The organism is Kosakonia sp. CFBP8986, assembly GCF_034044935.1.
In the GTDB taxonomy this organism is placed as follows: Bacteria; Pseudomonadota; Gammaproteobacteria; order Enterobacterales; family Enterobacteriaceae; genus Kosakonia; species Kosakonia cowanii.
Genome location: NZ_JAXCXB010000007.1, coordinates 152669 through 172169 on the forward strand (window position 1 = coordinate 152669; position 19501 = coordinate 172169).

A 19501-nucleotide genomic window follows, 5' to 3' on the forward strand; every position below is an offset into this window, starting at 1 on the left:
AAATGAAAGCGTTATCCAAACTGAAAGCGGAAGAGGGCATCTGGATGACCGATGTGCCGGAACCGGAAGTTGGGCACAACGATCTACTGATTAAGATCCGCAAAACCGCGATTTGCGGCACCGACGTGCATATCTACAACTGGGATGAGTGGTCGCAAAAAACCATTCCGGTACCGATGGTGGTCGGTCATGAATACGTAGGTGAAGTAGTTGGCATCGGTCAGGAAGTGAAAGGCTTTAAGATCGGCGATCGCGTCTCCGGCGAAGGGCATATCACCTGCGGACACTGCCGTAACTGCCGCGCGGGCCGCACCCATTTATGCCGTAATACCGTCGGCGTAGGCGTCAATCGTCCCGGCTGTTTTGCGGAGTATCTGGTGATCCCGGCCTTCAACGCCTTCAAAATCCCGGACAATATCCCTGACGAGCTGGCGTCGATTTTCGACCCGTTCGGTAACGCAGTCCATACGGCACTCTCCTTCGATCTGGTGGGCGAAGATGTGCTGGTCTCCGGTGCAGGTCCTATCGGCATCATGGCGGCTGCGGTCGCTAAGCACGTTGGCGCGCGCCATGTGGTGATCACCGATGTGAACGAATACCGTCTTGAGCTGGCACGCAAAATGGGCGTTACGCGCGCGGTAAATGTCGCCAAAGAGAACCTCACCGAGGTGATGGCGGAACTGGGGATGACGGAAGGGTTCGACGTAGGTCTGGAGATGTCCGGCGCGCCTGCGGCGTTTCGCACCATGCTCGATACCATGAACCACGGCGGACGCATTGCCATGCTCGGTATTCCGCCTTCGGAGATGTCGATCGACTGGAACAAAGTCATCTTCAAGGGGCTGTTTATCAAAGGGATTTATGGCCGTGAGATGTTCGAAACCTGGTACAAAATGGCCGCGCTGATCCAGTCCGGTCTCGACCTCTCACCGATCATTACCCACCGCTTCGGAATTGATGAGTTCCAGCAGGGATTTGACGCGATGCGTTCAGGTCAGTCCGGTAAAGTAGTGCTGATCTGGGATTAAAAGAGTAAGGGCCAGATAATGGCCCTTTTTTCTGCGATAAATCCCAAAACACATTATTAAATGTAAACTTTTGTCAGTGTCATAAATTCTTCGCAATTACGCAATACTCTTATTACGTCCTTTAACTCCCCCGACTATTCTGAATATTCTTAGTTCGCATCGGCGATGAAACTTAATCGCAACCGCTGTGTCTGAGAATTTACCTACTCAATCTGACCGACCTTAATTTTTTCTTAATTAAAACAATTTAAAAATAGTCACTGTAATGACAATGAATCAGGTAATTAATGATGAATAGCCCTGGTAAGCTTAGCGTTATTATCCCCCTCTACAATGCGGGCGATGACTTTGTACCTTGCATGGAATCCCTGTTAGCGCAAACCTGGACAGCGCTTGAAATCATCATTGTTAATGATGGTTCGACCGATAATTCTGCTGAAATAGCAGAGCGTTACGCAAAGAAGTACCCGCATATCCAGCTTATTCACCAGTGTAACGCCGGTGCCTCGGTGGCGCGTAATCGTGGCTTAACCTATGCCACAGGTGAATACATCGCTTTCGTTGATGCCGATGATATTGTCTATCCGCAAATGTATGAAACGCTGATGAAAATGGCGCTGGAAGACGATCTGGATGTCGCGCAGTGTAACTCGGACTGGTGCGATCGGCAGAACGGCAGCACCTGGCAATCCATTCCGCTGGATCGTATTCGTTCTACCGGCGTACTCAGCGGGCCTGACTGGTTAAGAGTGGCGCTGGCAAGCCGCCGCTGGACGCACGTGGTCTGGATGGGCGTTTATCGCCACGATGTAATTAAGCAAAATCGTATTGAATTTATTCCCGGGCTGCATCACCAGGATATTATCTGGAGCACCGAATTTATGTATAACGCCAAACGCGTGCGTTATACCGAACAATCGTTATATAAATATTTTCTCCATGGCTGTTCGGTCAGCCGTTTGAAGCGCCAGGGATTAAAAAACCTCGCCTATCAGCGTCATTACATGAAAATTACGCGCCTACTGGAGAAATTGAATCGCGATTACGCTGACCGCATTACGATATATCCCGAATTCCACCAACAAATTACGTATGAAGCACTCCGCGTATGCCACGCCGTGCGAAAAGAGCCGGATGAAATAATTCGCAAGCGCATGATTGCCGAAATATATGCATCAGGAATGTTTAAACGTCTGGTCACTAATGTCCGCAGCCCTAAACTCGCTTATCAGGCGCTGCTGTGGTCACTTCGTCTGTACAAATGGCGGGACAAGACGACGTCACACCATCGTCTTGCCCGTAAAGCGGTGAAAATCTACTAACGCTACTTACTTCCGGCCCCAGCCCTGCCACTGCTGCTGGAAGTACTGTACCAGCGTACTTTCGCTGATGCTCTCTCCCACCACGCTAAAGAAGCGGCTGGCATTCACCGGCTCTGGCTTCTGCTTCGCTTTACACACTTTCGCAACGTGGAACGGATTACGTGGCGGCTGCGGCTGCGCGTCAGGTTTGGCGGGCGTTGAGTTGTCCACCTGCGGCTCATGAAGCAGGTCGCTCGGTCGCACCAGCGTAATGTCGGAGGGTAAGTTTGCCAGCGCCTGCTGCAACACGCGTACGGTCGACGGATGCGGGTGTCCAATAGCAATAGCCGAGCCATTCCGGCGTGCCAGCGCGACGGCACGGTCGAACTGACGGCGAATGTCACCCTCATTCTGCGTATCATCGAGGAACACTTTGCGCTTAATCACCTTCACCCCGGTGCCGGAGGCTGCGCGCATCGACTGGCTATTGCCGATGGTCATACTGTCGAGGAAATAGAGGTTATAGCGCTCCAGCGCCTGCATCACTTTCTGCATGCCGAACAGGCTGGAGGTCATGGCGCTGCCCATATGGTTATTCAACCCGACGGCATAGGGCACCTTATTCACGGCGTCACTGATGATGCGTTCAATCTCTGCGCTGCCCATCTCCGGGCGCAGGGTGTCTTTTTCCAGCGGCTGTTTACTGAGCGGTGCCATCGGCAGATGGATTAGCACTTCGTGACCGCTGTTGTGCGCTTTGGTCGCCATGTCGCGGGCATGTGTCGCGTTTGGCAGCACCGCGACGGAGACCGCCTGCGGCATTGCCAGCACCTGGTTTTCTGTCTGGGGACGGTAGCCAAAATCGTCGATAACGATGGCCAGTTTGCCGGCAAACACCGGCGAGGAGAGCGCCAGCACGCTGGCAAGAGTAATCACGATGCGGCGAAGTTGAAGCAAACCTATCTTCCCAACCACGGCTGTGGATTGACCGCCTGGCCCTGACGGCGAATTTCAAAATAGAGTGAAGGCCGGCCCTGACCACCACTGCTCCCAACGAGAGCTATCGGCTGGCCTGCGCGCACCTGCGCACCGACGCTGACGAGGGCGCTTTGGTTATAACCATAAAGGCTCATATCACCTTTGCCGTGCTCAACGACAACCACCAGGCCATAGCCCTGCAGCCAGTCGGCGAGGATCACGCGTCCGTCGGCGATGGCTTTAACTTCGCTGCCTTCAGACGCACCGATAACAATCCCTTTCCACCGTAGCTCACCCTGCAACTGTTCGCCATAACGGTGGAGCAACGGGCCGCGAACCGGCCAGATCGCGCGGCCTGCCGGCGAGCCTAAGCCGCCGGTGCGGGACATCAGTGAGCGTTCGCTCTCGGTTGGCTTATAGGTGGTGCCTTTGCGGCTGGCCTCGCTCTGCCGCTCACGTACCGCCTGCGCTTCACGGGCTTCGCGCTCGGCGCGGGCTTTTGCTGCCGCTTCCGCGCGGGCAAGGCGATCGCGCAGACGTGATTCGTTAGCGCGCATCTCGCTAAGCTGCTGCTGACCTTCCTGAATTGAGGATTCAAGCCCGGCAAGGGTCTTTTTACGCTCGTTTCGTGCCTGCTCCAGCTTCGCCTGCTGCGCTTTCTGCTCATAGAGCAGGGTCTGCTGCTGGCTCTGCTTCTCTTCCAGCTCGGCTTTCTGCGAGGTGACCTCTTCACGCGTCTGCTTGAGCTGTGCGATGGTCTCCTGGCGCGCCTGGTTGAGATAACCGAAGTAAGCCTGCAAACGCTGACCGCGCTGGCTCTCTTCACCGCTCAACAGAAGCTGGATACCGCTGTGCTCGCCCTGGCGAAACGCGGCATCGAGCTGCGCGGCAAGATTGCGCTCCTGCGACGCGCGCTGACGCTCCAGTTTGGCGATGGAGGCGTTCATCTCATCAATCTGTTTATTGAGTTCTGCCAGCGTGTTTTCGGTTTCGTGCAGCTGGCGGGCGGCAGCGGAGATGGCCTCCTCCTGCGCCTTCAACTGCGCGAGCAGGCCTGCGCGCTGCTGCTGCTGTTGGCGAACCGCGCGCTCTTTGGCGGCGATATCGGCCTGGATGGATTTGAGCTGATCGCGGTCATCCGCGTGGGCGGGAACGGCGCACAGCAAAGCGCCAGCGCTGAGTGCGCTGGCGCAGAGCAGAGGTCGGAGCCCGACCCATGTAATTGAAAAAATCGCCTTTCCCCTCATGGGGAGCGATTATTCCACGATGAACAGCGGCTTACCAGTCATCTCTTGCGGGATTTCCTCGCCCATCAGCGACAGCATGGTCGGCGCGATGTCGGAAAGTTTGCCACCGGAGAGCGCTTTCACCGTTTTCTCACCCACATAAATCAGCGGAACCGGCAGATTGGTGTGCGCCGTATGTGCCTGGCCAGTTGAGGGATCGCGCATCTGCTCGGCGTTGCCGTGGTCGGCGGTAATCAGCAACTGCCCGCCAACGGACTCAACGGCGCGGGTGACCTGCGCAATGCAGTTATCCAGCGCTTCCACGGCGGCGACAGCCGCATCAAACACGCCGGTATGGCCAACCATATCGCCATTCGGGTAGTTACAGATGATGGTGTCGTATTTGCCGCTGGTAATGGCGGCGACCAGTTTTTCCGTCAGCTCGGCGGAGCTCATCTCCGGTTGCAGATCGTAGGTTGCGACTTTGGGGGAGTTGATCAGAATGCGGTCTTCGCCCGGGAACGGCTCTTCAACGCCACCGTTAAAGAAGAAGGTGACATGGGCATACTTCTCCGTTTCGGAGATACGCAACTGGGTGCGGTTTTTCTTCGCCATCCACTCACCAAGGGTGTTGGCAAGGGAGGTCGGCGGATAGGCCACGGCAGTTTTGATGTCGGCGGCGTATTCGGTCAGCATCACGAAATCGAGCTTCACGACTTTCTTACGCGGGAAGCCGTCAAAATCGGCGTTAACAAAAGCACGGGTGATTTCGCGGGCGCGGTCGGCACGGAAGTTCATGAAAATCAGCGCGTCGCCATCTTCCATCGCCGCATCGGGCTGGCCGGCGGCGCGAATAACCGTCGCTTTCACAAACTCGTCGTTTTCGTCGCGGGCGTAAGCGGCTTGCAGCCCGGCAACGGCGCTGTCGAAGGTGAACGCGCCTTTGGCCTGTGTCATCAGGTCGTAAGCCTGTTCGACGCGATCCCAGCGGTTGTCACGATCCATGGCGAAGTAACGACCAATAATCGACGCCACGCGGCCTTTACCGAGGGCGGCGAATTTCTCTTCAAATTTTTTCAGCGAGGATTCCGCGCTGCGCGGCGGCGTATCGCGGCCATCGAGGAAGGCGTGCAGGTAGATTTTTTCTGCGCCACGTTCAGCGGCCAGTTCGACCATCGCCATAATGTGATCTTCATGGCTGTGCACGCCGCCTGCGGAGAGCAGGCCCATAATGTGCACCGCTTTGCCGGCGCTAACTGCCTTATCCACCGCGCCGCGCAGCACCGGGTTAGTGAAGAAGGTGCGCTCTTTAATTTCAACGTCCAGGCGGGTTAAGTCCTGGTAGACGATTCGCCCGGCACCGAGGTTGACGTGGCCGACCTCGGAGTTGCCCATCTGGCGATCCGGCAGACCCACTTCCAGCCCGGAGGCGTCGATCAGGGTGTGCGGACGCTTGGCCCACAGGCTATCCATCACCGGGGTTTTAGCGTTGAAAATGGCGTTATCTTGCTGATCTTCGCGATAGCCGTAGCCATCGAGAATCACCAGTACCATAGGTTTTTTTGAAACCGACATTGCGACAACCTCATGCTCTGAAGATAAAAATTTGCGTAATTTTACTACAGCTGAATCGATCAAATAGCCGCAGAAGATCAAAGAAAGGGGTCACCTGAGGGGGTGTTTTACATCGCTTTGTTTATTTTTTTCGTAACACGCCGCAGAAAATGCAATCCATCGCGCTCGCTGGCTGTATTTGCCCATCTGCGCAGGTATACTCCTTGCTGGTTTTTAATCACTTAGTCGGGAGCTGTTACCCCAGATGCAAGAAATTATGCAATTTATTGGACGCAACCCGATACTCTGTATCGGCTGGCTTGCGTTGTTCGCCGCGGTGTTATACACGACCTTCAAAGGCGTCGCGTCGAAAGTGAAAGTGATTTCCCGTGGTGAAGCCACGCGCCTCATCAACAAAGAAGATGCGGTGGTTGTGGACTTACGTCAGCGCGATGATTTCCGTAAAGGTCATATTGCCGGCGCGGTGAATTTGCTGCCAGGCGAGATCAAAGCCAATAATGTAGGTGAGCTTGAAAAACGTAAAAGCACGCCGATTATTGTTGTAGACGGTACCGGCCTGCAGGCGCAGACCCCGGCAAACGAGCTGGTAAAAGCCGGTTTCGAGAAAGTCTTTGTGCTCAAAGACGGTGTCTCCGGATGGGTCGGCGAAAATCTGCCGTTAGTTCGCGGTAAATAAGTTACCCGGTGGGCTTCGGCTCACGGGGTAAAACCAGGAGAAGAGATATGGCCAATATTGAGATCTACACCAAAGCAACCTGCCCGTTTTGCCACCGCGCAAAAGCGCTGCTGAGCAGCAAAGGCGTTGATTTTGCCGAGCTGCCGATCGACGGCGACATGGTAAAACGTGAAGAGATGATTCAACGTAGTGGCCGTACCACGGTTCCGCAGATCTTTATTGATGCACAGCATATCGGCGGCTGCGACGATTTATTTGCGCTGGATGCGCGTGGCGGATTGGATCCGCTGTTAGGTTAATGCTTTCTAAGCACTACAACACTTAAGGGTTACTTATTCATGTCTGAGCTAAACAACACCGAAATGACTTTCCAGATTCAGCGTATCTACACGAAAGATATCTCTTTCGAAGCGCCGAATGCGCCGCACATCTTTCAGAAAGAGTGGCAGCCGGAAGTCAAACTGGACCTCGACACCGCGTCAACGCAGCTGGCGGACGGCGTGTATGAAGTGGTTCTGCGCGTAACCGTAACTGCCTCACTGGGCGAAGAGACCGGCTTCCTGTGCGAAGTACAGCAGGGCGGCATCTTCTCTATCGACGGTATCGAAGGCACCCAGATGGCGCACTGCCTGGGCGCATACTGCCCGAACATCCTGTTCCCGTATGCCCGTGAATGCATCACCAGCCTGGTTTCCCGCGGTACATTCCCGCAACTGAACCTTGCACCGGTCAACTTTGATGCGCTGTTCATGAACTACCTGCAACAGCAGACTGGCGAAGGTGCCGAACAACATCAGGATGCCTGATGAACGCACTTAATGCTGCAATGACTGTGATCGGTGCCGGCTCTTACGGCACCGCTCTTGCCATCACGCTGGCAAGAAATGGCCACCAGGTTGTGCTGTGGGGCCATGACCCGAAACATATCGCGACGCTGCAACGCGACCGTTGCAACGTGGCGTTCCTGCCCGATGTACCTTTCCCCGACACCCTTGAGCTTGAGAGCGACCTTGCCCGCGCGCTGGCCGCCAGCCGTGACATTCTGGTCGTTGTGCCAAGCCACGTCTTTGGCGAGGTGCTGGCGCAGATCAAACCGCTGATGCGCAGCGATGCGCGCATTGTCTGGGCGACAAAAGGGCTGGAGGCAGAAACCGGGCGTCTGTTACAGGACGTGGCGCGTGAAGTCTTAGGCTCCTCTATTCCGCTGGCGGTGATCTCCGGCCCGACGTTCGCCAAAGAGCTGGCGGCGGGAATGCCGACGGCAATCTCTTTAGCCTCCACCGACCCGCAGTTTGCCGACGATCTTCAGCAGTTGCTGCACTGCGGCAAGAGCCTTCGCGTCTACAGCAACCCGGACTTCATTGGCGTGCAGCTTGGCGGCGCGGTGAAGAATGTGATTGCGATTGGCGCAGGCATGTCTGATGGCATCGGCTTTGGCGCGAATGCGCGCACGGCGCTCATCACGCGCGGTCTGACGGAGATGTCGCGGCTTGGCGCGGCGCTGGGTGCCGATCCTGCTACCTTTATGGGCATGGCGGGGCTGGGCGATCTGGTGCTGACCTGTACCGACAATCAGTCGCGTAACCGCCGTTTTGGCATGATGCTCGGTCAGGGCATGGATGTCGAAGGCGCGCAAGAGAAGATAGGCCAGGTGGTTGAGGGCTATCGCAATACCAAAGAAGTGCGCGCGTTGGCGCACCGGTTCGGCGTCGAAATGCCAATAACCGAGGAAATTTATCAGGTATTGTATTGCGGAAAAAATGCGCGCGAGGCAGCATTAACGCTGTTGGGCCGCGCCCGCAAGGATGAGCAATAAGCGGCTAATCGCAGGGATTCTCATCACTATCACGTCAAGGCTGGCTGAGTCCGGCCTTGCTTTTATTTCGTCTGGAGTAAGCAATGCCGTGTGAAGAACTGGATCTGGTCTGGAAAAATATCAAAGCCGAAGCCCGCGCGCTGGCGGACTGTGAACCGATGCTGGCCAGTTTTTATCACGCAACCTTACTCAAGCATGAAAACCTCGGCAGTGCCCTGAGCTATATGCTGGCGAACAAGCTGGCGTCGCCGATTATGCCCGCCATCGCCATTCGCGAAGTGGTGGAAGAGGCCTACGCCGCAGACCCGGAGATGATCGCCTCCGCCGCCTGTGATATTCAGGCCGTGCGCACCCGCGACCCGGCGGTGGATAAATACTCAACGCCGCTGCTCTACCTGAAAGGGTTCCACGCCCTGCAGGCGCATCGTATTGGTCACTGGCTGTGGACGCAGGGCCGTCAGGCGCTGGCGATTTTCCTGCAAAACCAGGTCTCAGTCAGTTTTCAGGTTGATATTCACCCGGCAGCGACCATCGGTCGCGGCATCATGCTCGACCACGCCACCGGCATTGTGGTGGGTGAAACGGCGGTTATCGAAGATGACGTGTCGATTCTGCAGTCGGTTACCCTCGGCGGGACCGGCAAAACCAGCGGCGATCGCCATCCGAAGATCCGTGAAGGGGTGATGATTGGCGCGGGAGCGAAGATCCTCGGCAATATCGAAGTGGGGCGCGGCGCGAAAATCGGTGCCGGCTCCGTGGTGTTGCAGCCCGTACCGCCGCATACCACCGCCGCAGGCGTTCCGGCGCGTATCGTTGGTAAGCCAGAGAGCGACAAGCCGGCGATGGATATGGATCAGCATTTTAATGGAGCCAATCACGGGTTTGAATACGGCGACGGTATTTGAAAAATGCCGGATGGAGCTGCGCTTATCCGGCCTACAACTATTTTTGCCAATAACGCCAGAAGTGCGGTAGGTTGATGCATTTGCCATACTACCCGTAGGCCGGATAAGGCGTAGCCGCCATCCGGCAATTCCAACCAACTACCTCATCAGCTGCGCAACACCGCGCCGGGATAACCGAGCTGGCGCCAGGCTTCATACACCACTACCGACACCGCATTGGAAAGGTTCATACTGCGGCTGTCCGGCATCATCGGAATACGGATCTTCTGCTCCGGCGGTAGCGCATCAAGAATGGTGGCGGGCAGGCCGCGGGTTTCCGGGCCGAACATTAAATAATCCCCATCGGCAAACGACACGGCGCTGTGCGCGGGCGTCCCTTTGGTGGTCAGCGCAAACAGGCGCTGAGGCTGAGCGGCGGCCATAAAGGCGTCGTAATCAGCGTGGCGCTGCACGGCGGTGAATTCGTGGTAATCCAGCCCTGCACGGCGCAGGCGCTTATCGTCCCAGGTAAAGCCCATCGGCTCGATGATATGCAGACGAAAGCCGGTGTTAGCGCACAGGCGGATAATGTTCCCGGTATTGGGCGGGATCTCAGGTTCAAATAAGACAATGTTCAGCATGCTGCCCCCTTAATAGCGGGGGCAGGATAGCACTCTCCCCAGGGCGGGGAGAGCATTTTTTACTACGCCGCATCGCCGTGCGACAGCGGTGCCAGCGCGGCGGGGATCTCGCTCTGCGCCTGCACCAGCGACTCTTTACTGATTTCGCGAATCGATTTCGCGCCGGTCAGCGTCATTGCCACGCGCATCTCTTTTTCAATCAGATCCAGCAGGTTAGCCACCCCCTGTCGGCCATGTGTCGCCAGCGCATAGAGATAGGCACGGCCAAGCAGCACGGTGTCGGCGCCGAGCGCAATCATCCGCACCACATCAAGGCCGTTACGAATGCCGCTATCCGCAAGGATGGCAATATCGCCCTTCACCGCATCGGCAATCGCTGGCAGCGCGCGCGCCGAAGAGAGCACGCCATCAAGCTGGCGGCCGCCGTGGTTAGAGACGACAATCCCATCTGCGCCAAAGCGCACCGCGTCGCGGGCATCTTCCGGATCGAGGATCCCTTTGATCACCATCGGGCCATCCCAGAATTCGCGGATCCACTCCAGGTCCTTCCACGAGATAGAGGGATCGAAGTTGTTCGCCAGCCAGCCAATATAATCCTCCAGCCCGGTTGGCTTCCCGAGGTACGCAGAGATATTGCCCAGGTCGTGAGGACGGCCATTGACGCCCACATCCCATGCCCATTGCGGATGCATCACCGACTGCCAGTAGCGGCGCAGTGCGGCGTTTGGCCCGCTCATCCCGGAGTGCGCATCGCGATAACGCGCGCCGGGCGTTGGCATATCGACGGTAAACACCAGCGTGGAACAGCCCGCCGCCTTTGCCCGCTCCAGCGCATTACGCATAAAGCCGCGATCGCGCAGCACATAGAGCTGGAACCACATCGGGCGCTTAATGGTTGGTGCCACCTCTTCAATCGGGCAGACGGAAACGGTCGACAACGTAAAGGGGATGCCTTTGGCATCTGCTGCGCCTGCGGCCTGCACTTCGCCGCGACGGGCATACATCCCGCACAGCCCGACGGGTGCCAGCGCGACCGGCATTGATAGCTGCTCCTTGAACAGCGTGGTCTCAAGGCTCAGGTCGGACATATTCTTCAGCACCCGCTGGCGGAGCGCGACCTGCGATAAATCCTCGACGTTGCGGCGCAGGGTATATTCGGCGTAAGCGCCACCGTCAATATAGTGAAACAGGAACGGCGGCAGAACGCGTTTTGCCGCGGCGCGATAGTCGCTGGCTGCGGAAATAATCATGCTTTTTTCTCCCTTAAATGAATCAGTTGCTCGTCGGGCAGGCGGGTAATGCGCGCCTGGCGGGCCCGGTCTTCGTCAAACTGGCGAATCGTGGTGTGGACGAATGCGAGGTGCGCCATCATCGCCTGACGCGCGCCCTCCGCATCGCCCGCAAGAATGGCGTTCATCACCGTGCGGTGTTGCTCCGTAAGCCGGGCGAAAACCGGCGGAACAAGGTACATGCGCTGGCGGCTCTGCTTGACCGAGGATTGCAGCAGGTCGAAGAAACCGCGCATGGTTTGCAGCAGCACCACATTGTGTGAGGCTTCGGCGATTGCCAGATGGAAACGCACATCCGCCTGCGAGGCGAGATCCGGGTCATCGGATTGCGATGCCTCAAAGCAGAGCACGATTTTCTCTTTATCGGCGTCGGTCGCGCGCATCGCCGCATGCCAGGCGGTGCTGGCCTCAATGGCGTGGCGGGCTTCGAGAATATCAAAGCTGTAATCGGGGTCGTCATTGAGCAGTGTTTTCAGCGGCTGGACGATGTTCTGCTCCGACCACGCCTCATGCTGCCAGCGCACAAAGGTTCCACCACCGCGGCGGCTTAACAGCACGCCTTCGCTGACCAGCATTGCCAGCGCTTCGCGTAAGGAGTTGCGTGATACGCCAAGCTGCACGGCAAGCTGGCGCTCGGCGGGCAACTTCATGCCCGCTTCCAGCTGTTGTTCTGCAATTAACGCCCGTACGCGGTCAGCGACCTCGTCAGCCAGGCGTCTGGGTAATACGTTCATGGGATCATCCAGGTCAGCACATAAGCCTGCAGGGTGGTGATCACGCCGACCATGCAGGTGAATATCAGGCTGTGTTTGACGGTAAAGCGAAAGAGATCGGACTCTTTGCCCACAAGTCCCACCGCCGCACAGGCGATAGCGATGGACTGCGGCGAGATCATCTTGCCGGTGACGCCGCCGGTGGTGTTAGCCGCCACCATCAGCACATCCGAGACGCCAATCTGCTGCGCGGCGGTGGCTTGCAGCGCGGCAAACAGCGCGTTTGATGAGGTGTCGGAGCCGGTCAAAAAGACCCCCAGCCAGCCCAGGAACGGCGAGAAAAAGGTAAACGCGCTGCCGGTGTGCGCCAGCGCTAATGCCAGCGTCGACGACAAGCCCGAGTAGTTGGAGATAAAGGCGAAAGCCAGCACCATGCCGATAGAGTAGATAGGCAGCGCCAGCTCTTTCAGCGTACCGGCAAAGGTGGTGATGGCATCCTTCGGTTTCATCTTCAGCCACACAATTGAGAGGATTGCCGCAAAGAGAATGGCGGTGCCGGTGGCAGAGAACCAGTCAAACTTATAGACCGCCGCATACGGCGTGGCGGCGTTCACCACCGGCGGCATGCGCGCCACCAGCTTATCAAGGTGCGGCACAGAGATATTAAACACCCAGTCGTAGAGCGCACCGCCCGGCGCAAAGAGCGCTTTAAAGGGCGGAACGCTCCACAGCGTCACGGTTGCGGTCAGGAACAGGAACGGCGACCAGGCGCGCAGGATCTGCCCGGCGCTGTATTTCGTGCGGGAGAGATCGAGATCGACCTGCGACGCGCCCATATCACCAAAGCGGAAAATGCGCACTGGCTTCCAGCGTTTGAGGAACAGCGTCAGGCAGACCAGCGATACCAGCGAGGAGATGATGTCCGGCAGCTCCGGGCCGATAAAGTTAGAGCTGAGATACTGCGCAATGGCAAACGACCCCCCGGCAACCACTACCGCAGGCCAGGTCTCTTTCACCCCGCGCCAGCCATCCATAATCGCCATGATCCAGAAGAGCACAATAATGGTCAGGAAGGGGAGCTGGCGGCCCACCATCTGGCCGATTTCGAAGCTGTCCAGCCCGGTTACCTGTCCGGCAACCAGAATTGGAATGCCCATCGCACCGAAGGCCACCGGCGCGGTGTTGACGATCAGGCAGAGCCCGGCGGCATAGAGCGGGTTAAAGCCCAGCCCCACCAGCAGGGCGGCGGTGATCGCCACTGGCGCGCCAAAGCCGGCGGCCCCTTCCAGAAACGCGCCAAACGAGAAGCCGACAATCAGCATCTGCAAACGCTGGTCTGGCGTAATGGAGAGAATCGACGAGCGAATAATGTCGAACTGGCCGGTTTTGACGGAGATCTTATAGACAAAGACGGCGGCGATAATGATCCACGCGATAGGCCACAGACCATAGAAAAAGCCGTACACCACCGACGCCAGCGCGCGATCCACCGGCATTTTGTAGAACAGCAGCGCAACGGCAAGGGCGATGGCAACGGTCCAGCTTGCGGCAACGTAGCCTTTGAGCTTCAGTTTTATCAGCGCGAAAAAGAAGAACAGGATCGGAAGCGATGCGATGAGGCTGGAAAGCCAGAGATTGCCAGCCGGGTCATAGTTCTGTTGCCAGAGCGTCATGCAGGTCTCCTGAGAACCACGGCAAAACCGCGAGCGATAAGTCTCTGCTTAGCTCTGTCTCACAGGTTTTGTAAAAGTGGTCCTGCCAATGGGGTTGTGTAGGGTTTGTGATAACGAATGGTTATCCAAATGTTGCGGCGTGGCAATCAGGCTGTGAAGGGATTTAGTGGAACTGTGAAGCGCGGAGAAAAAGCGGGTGGAATTGGTAGGGCCAATTAAGGCCGCCCGCGCGCTCAAGGGAGGCGGGGCGGAGAGAAGCTGTCAGAACTCGGTGTTGGCGAAACCGGTCATCGCGTCGAGGCCCATTTCACGGCCCAGCGCCGTCATCGGGTGAACCACGACAATCCCACGCACGCTTTTTTTCAGCTTGCCGAGGTCAGCCTGCTCTTTCTTGGTAATCGGGCGGCTGTAGCGCATTTGCGTCAGCTTCTGCGCCTCTTTACTCAGCTTCTGGCTGTACTGGTCGCGCAGACGGGCGATTTCGGTTTCCAGCGTGGTCTTCTCTTTTTCCAGTTCGGCGTACTTCTCAGCCGCATCAACCAGAGAGAGCTCCGCCTGCTGGTGGCGGATGGCGTCGAGACGGTCGCTCAGACGCTTAATTTCGTTTTTTTCGACTTCTTTCATGATAGGCATTTTCTTCAGGAACAAAGTGCAAGGATACAACACTTCAGGAGGGGATTACTTCTGGAATGCTTTTTTTAAGCTGATCCGTGAGATCAGCTCGGTGAGCGAGAGCACCATGGTGGAGCGCACCACCTGCTGATAACGCTGTTTTTGCATGGCGAAAAAATCTGCATCGCTGGTATCGAACACAGGCTGAGGCGGCAGGGCGGCGACGCAGTGCAGCTCGCCAAACGGCCCGAGGATCTCATCATCGGTGAAGGCGTACTCGGTGCCATCGTGGTTCAGCTCTTCGCGCAGCGCCATCAGCAGCTCGGCATCTTCATACTCGGCCCGCGAGATAACCCCGAGGCCGTAAATCAGCTTCAAACGCACAGACAAATTGCCCAGCGGACCGTCACCGTCCAGCAGCGGCTCGACGGCATATTTCACCGCGTAGTCATCTTTGCGAAACACCTGCAGCACGAGGATGTTGATCGCTTCGTTGAGCAACTCAACGGCGGCAATCAAAAAACTGCGCACGGTTTTTCCCGCATTCAGACGCTCGAGTACACGGTTTTCGAAAGCCTGGGTGTGTTCCATTATTGCCTGCATATCTGACAACTTCGTTAGCTGGCGCGGGATCTCCCGCGCCAATATCGGCATCATGCCTGGGATTGATAAGCGTTGACGGCTTCCTGTACCACCGGGCTGTCGGCGTCGAGACCGGAAACCTGTGCCAGTGCCGCCTGCGGGCCTTTCTCAGCAATAAGCTGAGCCAGCTCCTGCGCCTGCGGATCCTCTTCGCTGCGATAGTGCATCGCGGCGGCGATCCCTTGCACCAGGTTGGCGTGCGGCAGGTTGTACTCCAGCGTGCCGAGCAGCGGTTTAATCAGACGGTCGCCCGCGCTCAGTTTACGCAGCGGTTGACGCCCTACGCGCTCCACATCGTCTTTCAGATAGGGGTTTTCAAAACGACCCAGGATTTTCTGAATATAGGCTGCGTGCTTGTCAGCATCGAAACCATAACGCTTGATCAGCACCGCGCCGCTCTCTTCCATCGCGCCTTTCACCACGGCACGAATTTTCTCATCAAGGATCGCGTCGCGAATGGTTTGATGACCGGTCTGTTTTCCAAGGTAGGCGGTTATAGCATGCCCGGTATTCAGCGTGAAGAGCTTACGCTCAACAAAGGCCATCAAATTGTCGGTCAGCTCCATCTCCGGAATGGTCGGCAGCGCGCCCTTAAACTGGGTTTTATCGACAATCCACTCGCTGAAGGTTTCCACGGTCACTTCCAGCGGATCGTTGTTGGCAGATGCAGAAGGGGGAACAATGCGGTCAACGGCAGAGTCAACGAAGCCGACATGCGCCTCAACCCAGGCTTTATCCTCCTCCGCCAGCTGGGCGAAAACGTGCCCTTTCAACTGGCTGGTGCCACGCACCATATTTTCACAGGCGATGATGTTCAGCGGCGTATCAATGCCCTGCGCCTTACGTTTTACCAGCCCTTTGGCAACCGCCGGGGCGATACGCTCCAGCACTACCGGGCCAACGGCGGTAGTAACTAAATCCACCTGCGCAATCAGGTCGACAACCTCATCACCGATGCTGCTCACCGCATTGACGCCAGAGACGGTATCCACCTGCTCTTGTTCACCGACTACGTGAACCTGATAGCTATGACGGGCGTTGAGGGCGTCCAGAACGACCTGATTAACATCGGCGAACGTCAGTTCAATCCCCGCGTCGGCCAACAGCTTGCCGATAAAGCCACGTCCGATATTACCTGCGCCAAAATGTAATGCTTTCATAGAATGACCCTTTATCAATGTTTTTACCCGAGAGGGCTGGGGTGAGGAACGTCAGCGGGTTCTCCTCACCCAAGCCCTCTCCTCCGAAGAGGAGAGAACGTGGAGCGGATTACTGGTTCAGCAATGCCAGCACTTCCTCAACGCTTGTGGTGTGCGAGAGACGTTCGACAATCGTCTCATCATCCAGCGCGTTAGTCAGGCTGGTAATGACCTGAATGTGTTCGTTATTGCGCGCGGCAATGCCGATCACCAGATGCGCAATCTCATCCTCTTCTTCACCGAAGCGCACGCCCTGCGGATACTGGCAGAAGACCACGCCGGTTTTCAGGACGCGATCTTTCGCTTCCACCGTGCCGTGCGGAACCGCAATAGACTGGCCCAGATAGGTCGGCGTCATTTTTTCACGTTCCAGCATCGCGTCAATATATTCAGGCTGTACATAGCCGCCTTTGACCAGCTGCTCACCGGCAAAGCGAATCGCCTCTTCTTTCTGCGTGGCGCTACAGCCGAGGAAGATATTCTCCGCGCCCAGCTTGAACAGATGGGTGTTGGAGGTATCAAAGCTGTCCTGCAGGCTGCTGTTAACCTTCGCTTCGTTAGTCGTGTGGCGTTGGGCGGCCACCAGACGCTCGGTCAGGCCGGTGTACAGGCCGCTGTCGAGGAAGTTGGTCAGCGAGATATGCTGCGCTTGCGGTGCCTGGCGCATGGCGCGCTCGGTCAGGTCGCGGTGCGTAATCACCAGGTCGACATCGGACGGCAGGCTGTTAATCGCGCTGTTGGTAACAGAGATGCTGGTCAGACCCGCATCCTGCACTTTCTTACGCAGCACGCCGGCGCCCATGGCGCTGGAGCCCATCCCGGCATCACATGCGACGATGATTTTGCGCACGTGGCTCAGATCGTTAGTGACATCTTTTGTGCCCTGCGCAGCCGCAGCGCCTTTGGATTCGGCTTTCATATCGTGCATACGGCGGGTTGCCGCTTCGATATCGTCCTCGTCCTCTTTCACTTTGCTGGTTTTCAGCAGGATTGCCGCGATAACGAAGGAGACAATCATGGCTGCGAAAATCGCCGCGAGGTTAGCGAAGTAAGCGCCTTTTGGCGTCATTGCCAGTACCGCGAGGATAGAGCCAGGAGAAGCCGGAGAGACCAGGCCGCCGTTCAGCACGCTCAGGGTAAAGACGCCGGTCATACCGCCGAGGATCACCGCAATCAGCAGACGCGGGTTCATCAGCACGTACGGGAAGTAAATCTCATGGATCCCGCCGAGGAAGTGGATAATCGCCGCGCCGCCCGCAGACTGCTTCGCGCTGCCGCGACCGAAGAACATATAGGCCAGCAGGATACCCATACCCGGACCCGGGTTTGCTTCAATCAGGAAGAAGATGGACTTGCCGATCTCATGGGACTGCTGAATACCCAGCGGCGAGAAGATGCCGTGGTTGATGGCGTTGTTAAGGAATAGGATTTTCGCCGGCTCAACGAAGATAGAGGCCAGCGGCAGCATGTCGTGAACCACCATAAAGTTCACGCCCGCAGCGAGCGCTTTCGAGAGCACTTCCACCGCCGGGCCAATCGCCAGGAACGCCAGAATGGCGAGGATCATCCCGATGATGCCAGCGGAGAAGTTGTTCACCAGCATTTCGAAACCGGACTTGATCTTACCGTCGACGGCCGCGTCAAATTTCTTGATGCAGTAGCCGCCCAGCGGGCCTGCAATCATCGCGCCGAGGAACATCGGCATATCCGCGCCCACGATCACGCCCATGGTGGTGATAGCACCGACCACGCCGCCGCGATCGCCGCCTACCAGGCGACCGCCGGTAAAACCAATCAGCAGTGGCAGCAGGTAGGTAATCATCGGGCCGACGAGTTTCGCCAGCGTCTCGTTAGGTAACCATCCTGTCGGAATAAACAGGGCGGTGATAATCCCCCACGCGATAAAGGCGCCGATATTCGGCATCACCATATTGCTCAGGAAACGACCAAAGCTTTGCACCTTGATCTTGATATCGGATGACATAAAACACCCCTTCTTATGTTTGCTAGCGCACAGGCCGGAAGCCCGAGGTTTATTGTTAATGTGGCGGCAGAGGTAGCCGGACCTGAATTGTCTGTGATGCGGAATCTGGCACCGAATCGTTAACCTGTCCAGATGACACACTTTTATGTGATCTTGATCACGCTGGTGTTGGGGGTTATCCACCATTCATAGTGACTTGCGTCACAAAAAATGAGTGTAAAAAAAGAACAGTGCGCAGAATTTGCCCGGCATTGGGGATTAAATGTGATTCAAATCACATTTATTTGTCGGAAGTTTGTTAGTTATTTGTGACGTGAATCACAAGATATTTTCCTCGGAAAATTCCGAACGTGATCGACCGCAAAGTGCGCCTTTTCGAAAGACCAACGATGTAACTCCCTTTCACCCATCAGCCGCTATTTATGCTGAGGTAAGAAATTGACAGCGTGATGAACGCAACGCGCGCTTTCTACGCTTTAAGAGAGGCTCTTTTTTTCTGGATGAGATTCCTGGTTTTAGCCGCTTGCCGTTCCAGCCTGGTTGAAAAGGACTATTTTGTTATTGACCTGCGATGTAAGGAGGTTCGCTGTACAACCCCGGCACGTGACGTACACTCTTTTTTAACCCTGCGGCAAATTTCAAAAGGACACGGCAATGAAACTGATCGGCAGCTATACCAGCCCGTTTGTACGCAAAATCTCCGTCATACTGCTGGAAAAAGGCATCACCTTCGAATTTATCAATGAGCAGCCCTACAACGCCGACAGCGGCGTCGGTCACTATAATCCGCTCGGCAAAGTGCCGGCGCTGGTCACCGATGAGGGGGAAGTGTGGTACGACTCGCCGATCATTGCGCAATACATTGACCTGCTGGGTGCCGAGCCGCCGATGCTGCCGGACGATCCTAAGGCGGCGCTGAAAATCCGCCAGCTGGAAGCGCTGGCCGATGGCATTATGGATGCTGCGCTGGTCTCGGTGCGTGAGTTAGCCCGCCCGGTAGAGCAGCAGTCGCAGGCGGAGCTGCTGCGCCAGCGGGAAAAAGTCTCGCGCGGGCTGGATGCGCTGGAAAAGTGCCTGCAAGAGGGCGAGCTCAATGTCGATACGCTCAACCTGGCCACCATCGCCATTGCCTGCGCCATCAGCTACCTCAACTTCCGCCGCGTCTCGCCGGGCTGGAACGTCGATCGCCCATTGCTGGTGAAGCTGGTGGAAAATCTCTTCCAGCGTGAAAGCTTTGCCCGCACGGAACCGCCCAAGGCGTGAT

The 19501-nt window shown here is 56.7% G+C and carries 19 protein-coding genes; 8 read left to right on the forward strand and 11 right to left on the reverse strand.

The genetic code is table 11. From position 1 onward, the window contains the following. The first annotated feature begins 2 nt into the window (after nt 1–2). Both tdh and SOM48_RS17200 read left to right on the forward strand, forming a co-directional pair. Nucleotides 3–1028 carry an L-threonine 3-dehydrogenase gene (tdh, locus tag SOM48_RS17195; protein WP_320512614.1) on the forward strand — a complete coding sequence of 342 codons (1026 nt, stop codon included), beginning with the start codon at nt 3–5 and terminating at the stop codon, nt 1026–1028. A gap of 287 nt (nt 1029–1315) precedes the next feature. Then, nucleotides 1316–2350, forward strand: coding sequence for a glycosyltransferase (locus tag SOM48_RS17200; RefSeq protein WP_094418930.1), 1035 nt, complete (start codon nt 1316–1318; stop codon nt 2348–2350). Nucleotides 2351–2356: 6 nt separating this feature from the next. Here SOM48_RS17200 and SOM48_RS17205 read toward each other — a convergent pair whose 3' ends face one another. From SOM48_RS17205 to gpmM, 3 genes are read right to left on the reverse strand one after another with little or no spacing between them, the layout of a single operon-like run. After that, the gene (locus tag SOM48_RS17205) at nt 2357–3286 is read right to left on the reverse strand and encodes a divergent polysaccharide deacetylase family protein (protein ID WP_320512616.1); all 930 of its coding nucleotides are present in this window, start codon (nt 3284–3286) and stop codon (nt 2357–2359) included. A 2-nt stretch (nt 3287–3288) separates the two neighbouring features. Next, nucleotides 3289–4554: a murein hydrolase activator EnvC gene (envC, locus tag SOM48_RS17210; protein ID WP_054802705.1), complete on the reverse strand. Its 1266-nt coding sequence runs from the start codon at nt 4552–4554 to the stop codon at nt 3289–3291. 9 nt (nt 4555–4563) lie between these two features. Beyond that, on the reverse strand, nt 4564–6108 hold the full coding sequence (gene gpmM, locus SOM48_RS17215) for a 2,3-bisphosphoglycerate-independent phosphoglycerate mutase (protein ID WP_288881772.1): 1545 nt from the start codon (nt 6106–6108) through the stop codon (nt 4564–4566). A gap of 244 nt (nt 6109–6352) precedes the next feature. On the opposite strand from gpmM, the gene SOM48_RS17220 reads away from it, so the two are divergent. From SOM48_RS17220 to cysE, 5 genes are all read left to right on the forward strand, one after another. Further along, nucleotides 6353–6784 carry a rhodanese-like domain-containing protein gene (locus SOM48_RS17220; protein WP_042718673.1) on the forward strand — a complete coding sequence of 144 codons (432 nt, stop codon included), beginning with the start codon at nt 6353–6355 and terminating at the stop codon, nt 6782–6784. Nucleotides 6785–6831: 47 nt separating this feature from the next. Beyond that, nucleotides 6832–7083 (forward strand): glutaredoxin 3, encoded by a 252-nt coding sequence (grxC, locus tag SOM48_RS17225; protein ID WP_054802704.1) that lies wholly within the window; start codon nt 6832–6834, stop codon nt 7081–7083. 39 nt (nt 7084–7122) lie between these two features. Further along, entirely contained in the window at nt 7123–7590 is a 468-nt protein-coding gene (gene secB, locus SOM48_RS17230; protein WP_042718670.1) for a protein-export chaperone SecB, read from the forward strand. Further along, nucleotides 7590–8600 carry an NAD(P)H-dependent glycerol-3-phosphate dehydrogenase gene (gene gpsA / locus SOM48_RS17235; protein ID WP_042718668.1) on the forward strand — a complete coding sequence of 337 codons (1011 nt, stop codon included), beginning with the start codon at nt 7590–7592 and terminating at the stop codon, nt 8598–8600. The genes secB and gpsA overlap by 1 nt, the downstream gene beginning before the upstream one ends. An 83-nt stretch (nt 8601–8683) precedes the next feature. Beyond that, nucleotides 8684–9505, forward strand: coding sequence for a serine O-acetyltransferase (gene cysE, locus SOM48_RS17240; protein ID WP_042718667.1), 822 nt, complete (start codon nt 8684–8686; stop codon nt 9503–9505). A 146-nt stretch (nt 9506–9651) separates the two neighbouring features. Here cysE and trmL read toward each other — a convergent pair whose 3' ends face one another. From trmL to SOM48_RS17280, 8 genes are all read right to left on the reverse strand, one after another. Continuing rightward, on the reverse strand, nt 9652–10125 hold the full coding sequence (trmL, locus tag SOM48_RS17245; RefSeq protein WP_042718666.1) for a tRNA (uridine(34)/cytosine(34)/5-carboxymethylaminomethyluridine(34)-2'-O)-methyltransferase TrmL: 474 nt from the start codon (nt 10123–10125) through the stop codon (nt 9652–9654). A 62-nt stretch (nt 10126–10187) separates the two neighbouring features. After that, nucleotides 10188–11375: an FMN-dependent L-lactate dehydrogenase LldD gene (lldD, locus tag SOM48_RS17250; RefSeq protein ID WP_076769328.1), complete on the reverse strand. Its 1188-nt coding sequence runs from the start codon at nt 11373–11375 to the stop codon at nt 10188–10190. After that, nucleotides 11372–12148 (reverse strand): transcriptional regulator LldR, encoded by a 777-nt coding sequence (lldR, locus tag SOM48_RS17255; protein ID WP_200580306.1) that lies wholly within the window; start codon nt 12146–12148, stop codon nt 11372–11374. The genes lldD and lldR overlap by 4 nt, the downstream gene beginning before the upstream one ends. Continuing rightward, the gene (gene lldP, locus SOM48_RS17260; RefSeq protein WP_042718661.1) at nt 12145–13800 is read right to left on the reverse strand and encodes an L-lactate permease; all 1656 of its coding nucleotides are present in this window, start codon (nt 13798–13800) and stop codon (nt 12145–12147) included. Before lldP ends, lldR begins: the two co-directional genes overlap by 4 nt. A 261-nt stretch (nt 13801–14061) precedes the next feature. After that, nucleotides 14062–14424 (reverse strand): YibL family ribosome-associated protein, encoded by a 363-nt coding sequence (locus tag SOM48_RS17265; RefSeq protein WP_042718723.1) that lies wholly within the window; start codon nt 14422–14424, stop codon nt 14062–14064. A gap of 54 nt (nt 14425–14478) precedes the next feature. Continuing rightward, a complete protein-coding gene (gene mtlR / locus SOM48_RS17270; RefSeq protein ID WP_076770295.1) occupies nt 14479–15066 on the reverse strand; it encodes a mannitol operon repressor MtlR in 588 nt (195 codons plus the stop codon). Continuing rightward, nucleotides 15066–16214: a mannitol-1-phosphate 5-dehydrogenase gene (gene mtlD / locus SOM48_RS17275; protein WP_460659278.1), complete on the reverse strand. Its 1149-nt coding sequence runs from the start codon at nt 16212–16214 to the stop codon at nt 15066–15068. The genes mtlR and mtlD overlap by 1 nt, the downstream gene beginning before the upstream one ends. Nucleotides 16215–16323: 109 nt before the next feature. Further along, nucleotides 16324–18237, reverse strand: a complete 1914-nt coding sequence (locus SOM48_RS17280) for a PTS mannitol transporter subunit IICBA (protein WP_320512618.1) — start codon at nt 18235–18237, stop codon at nt 16324–16326. A gap of 654 nt (nt 18238–18891) precedes the next feature. Between SOM48_RS17280 and SOM48_RS17285 the strand changes: the two genes are divergently transcribed. Further along, nucleotides 18892–19500: a glutathione S-transferase gene (locus tag SOM48_RS17285; protein ID WP_312277707.1), complete on the forward strand. Its 609-nt coding sequence runs from the start codon at nt 18892–18894 to the stop codon at nt 19498–19500. Nucleotide 19501: the final 1 nt, after the last annotated feature.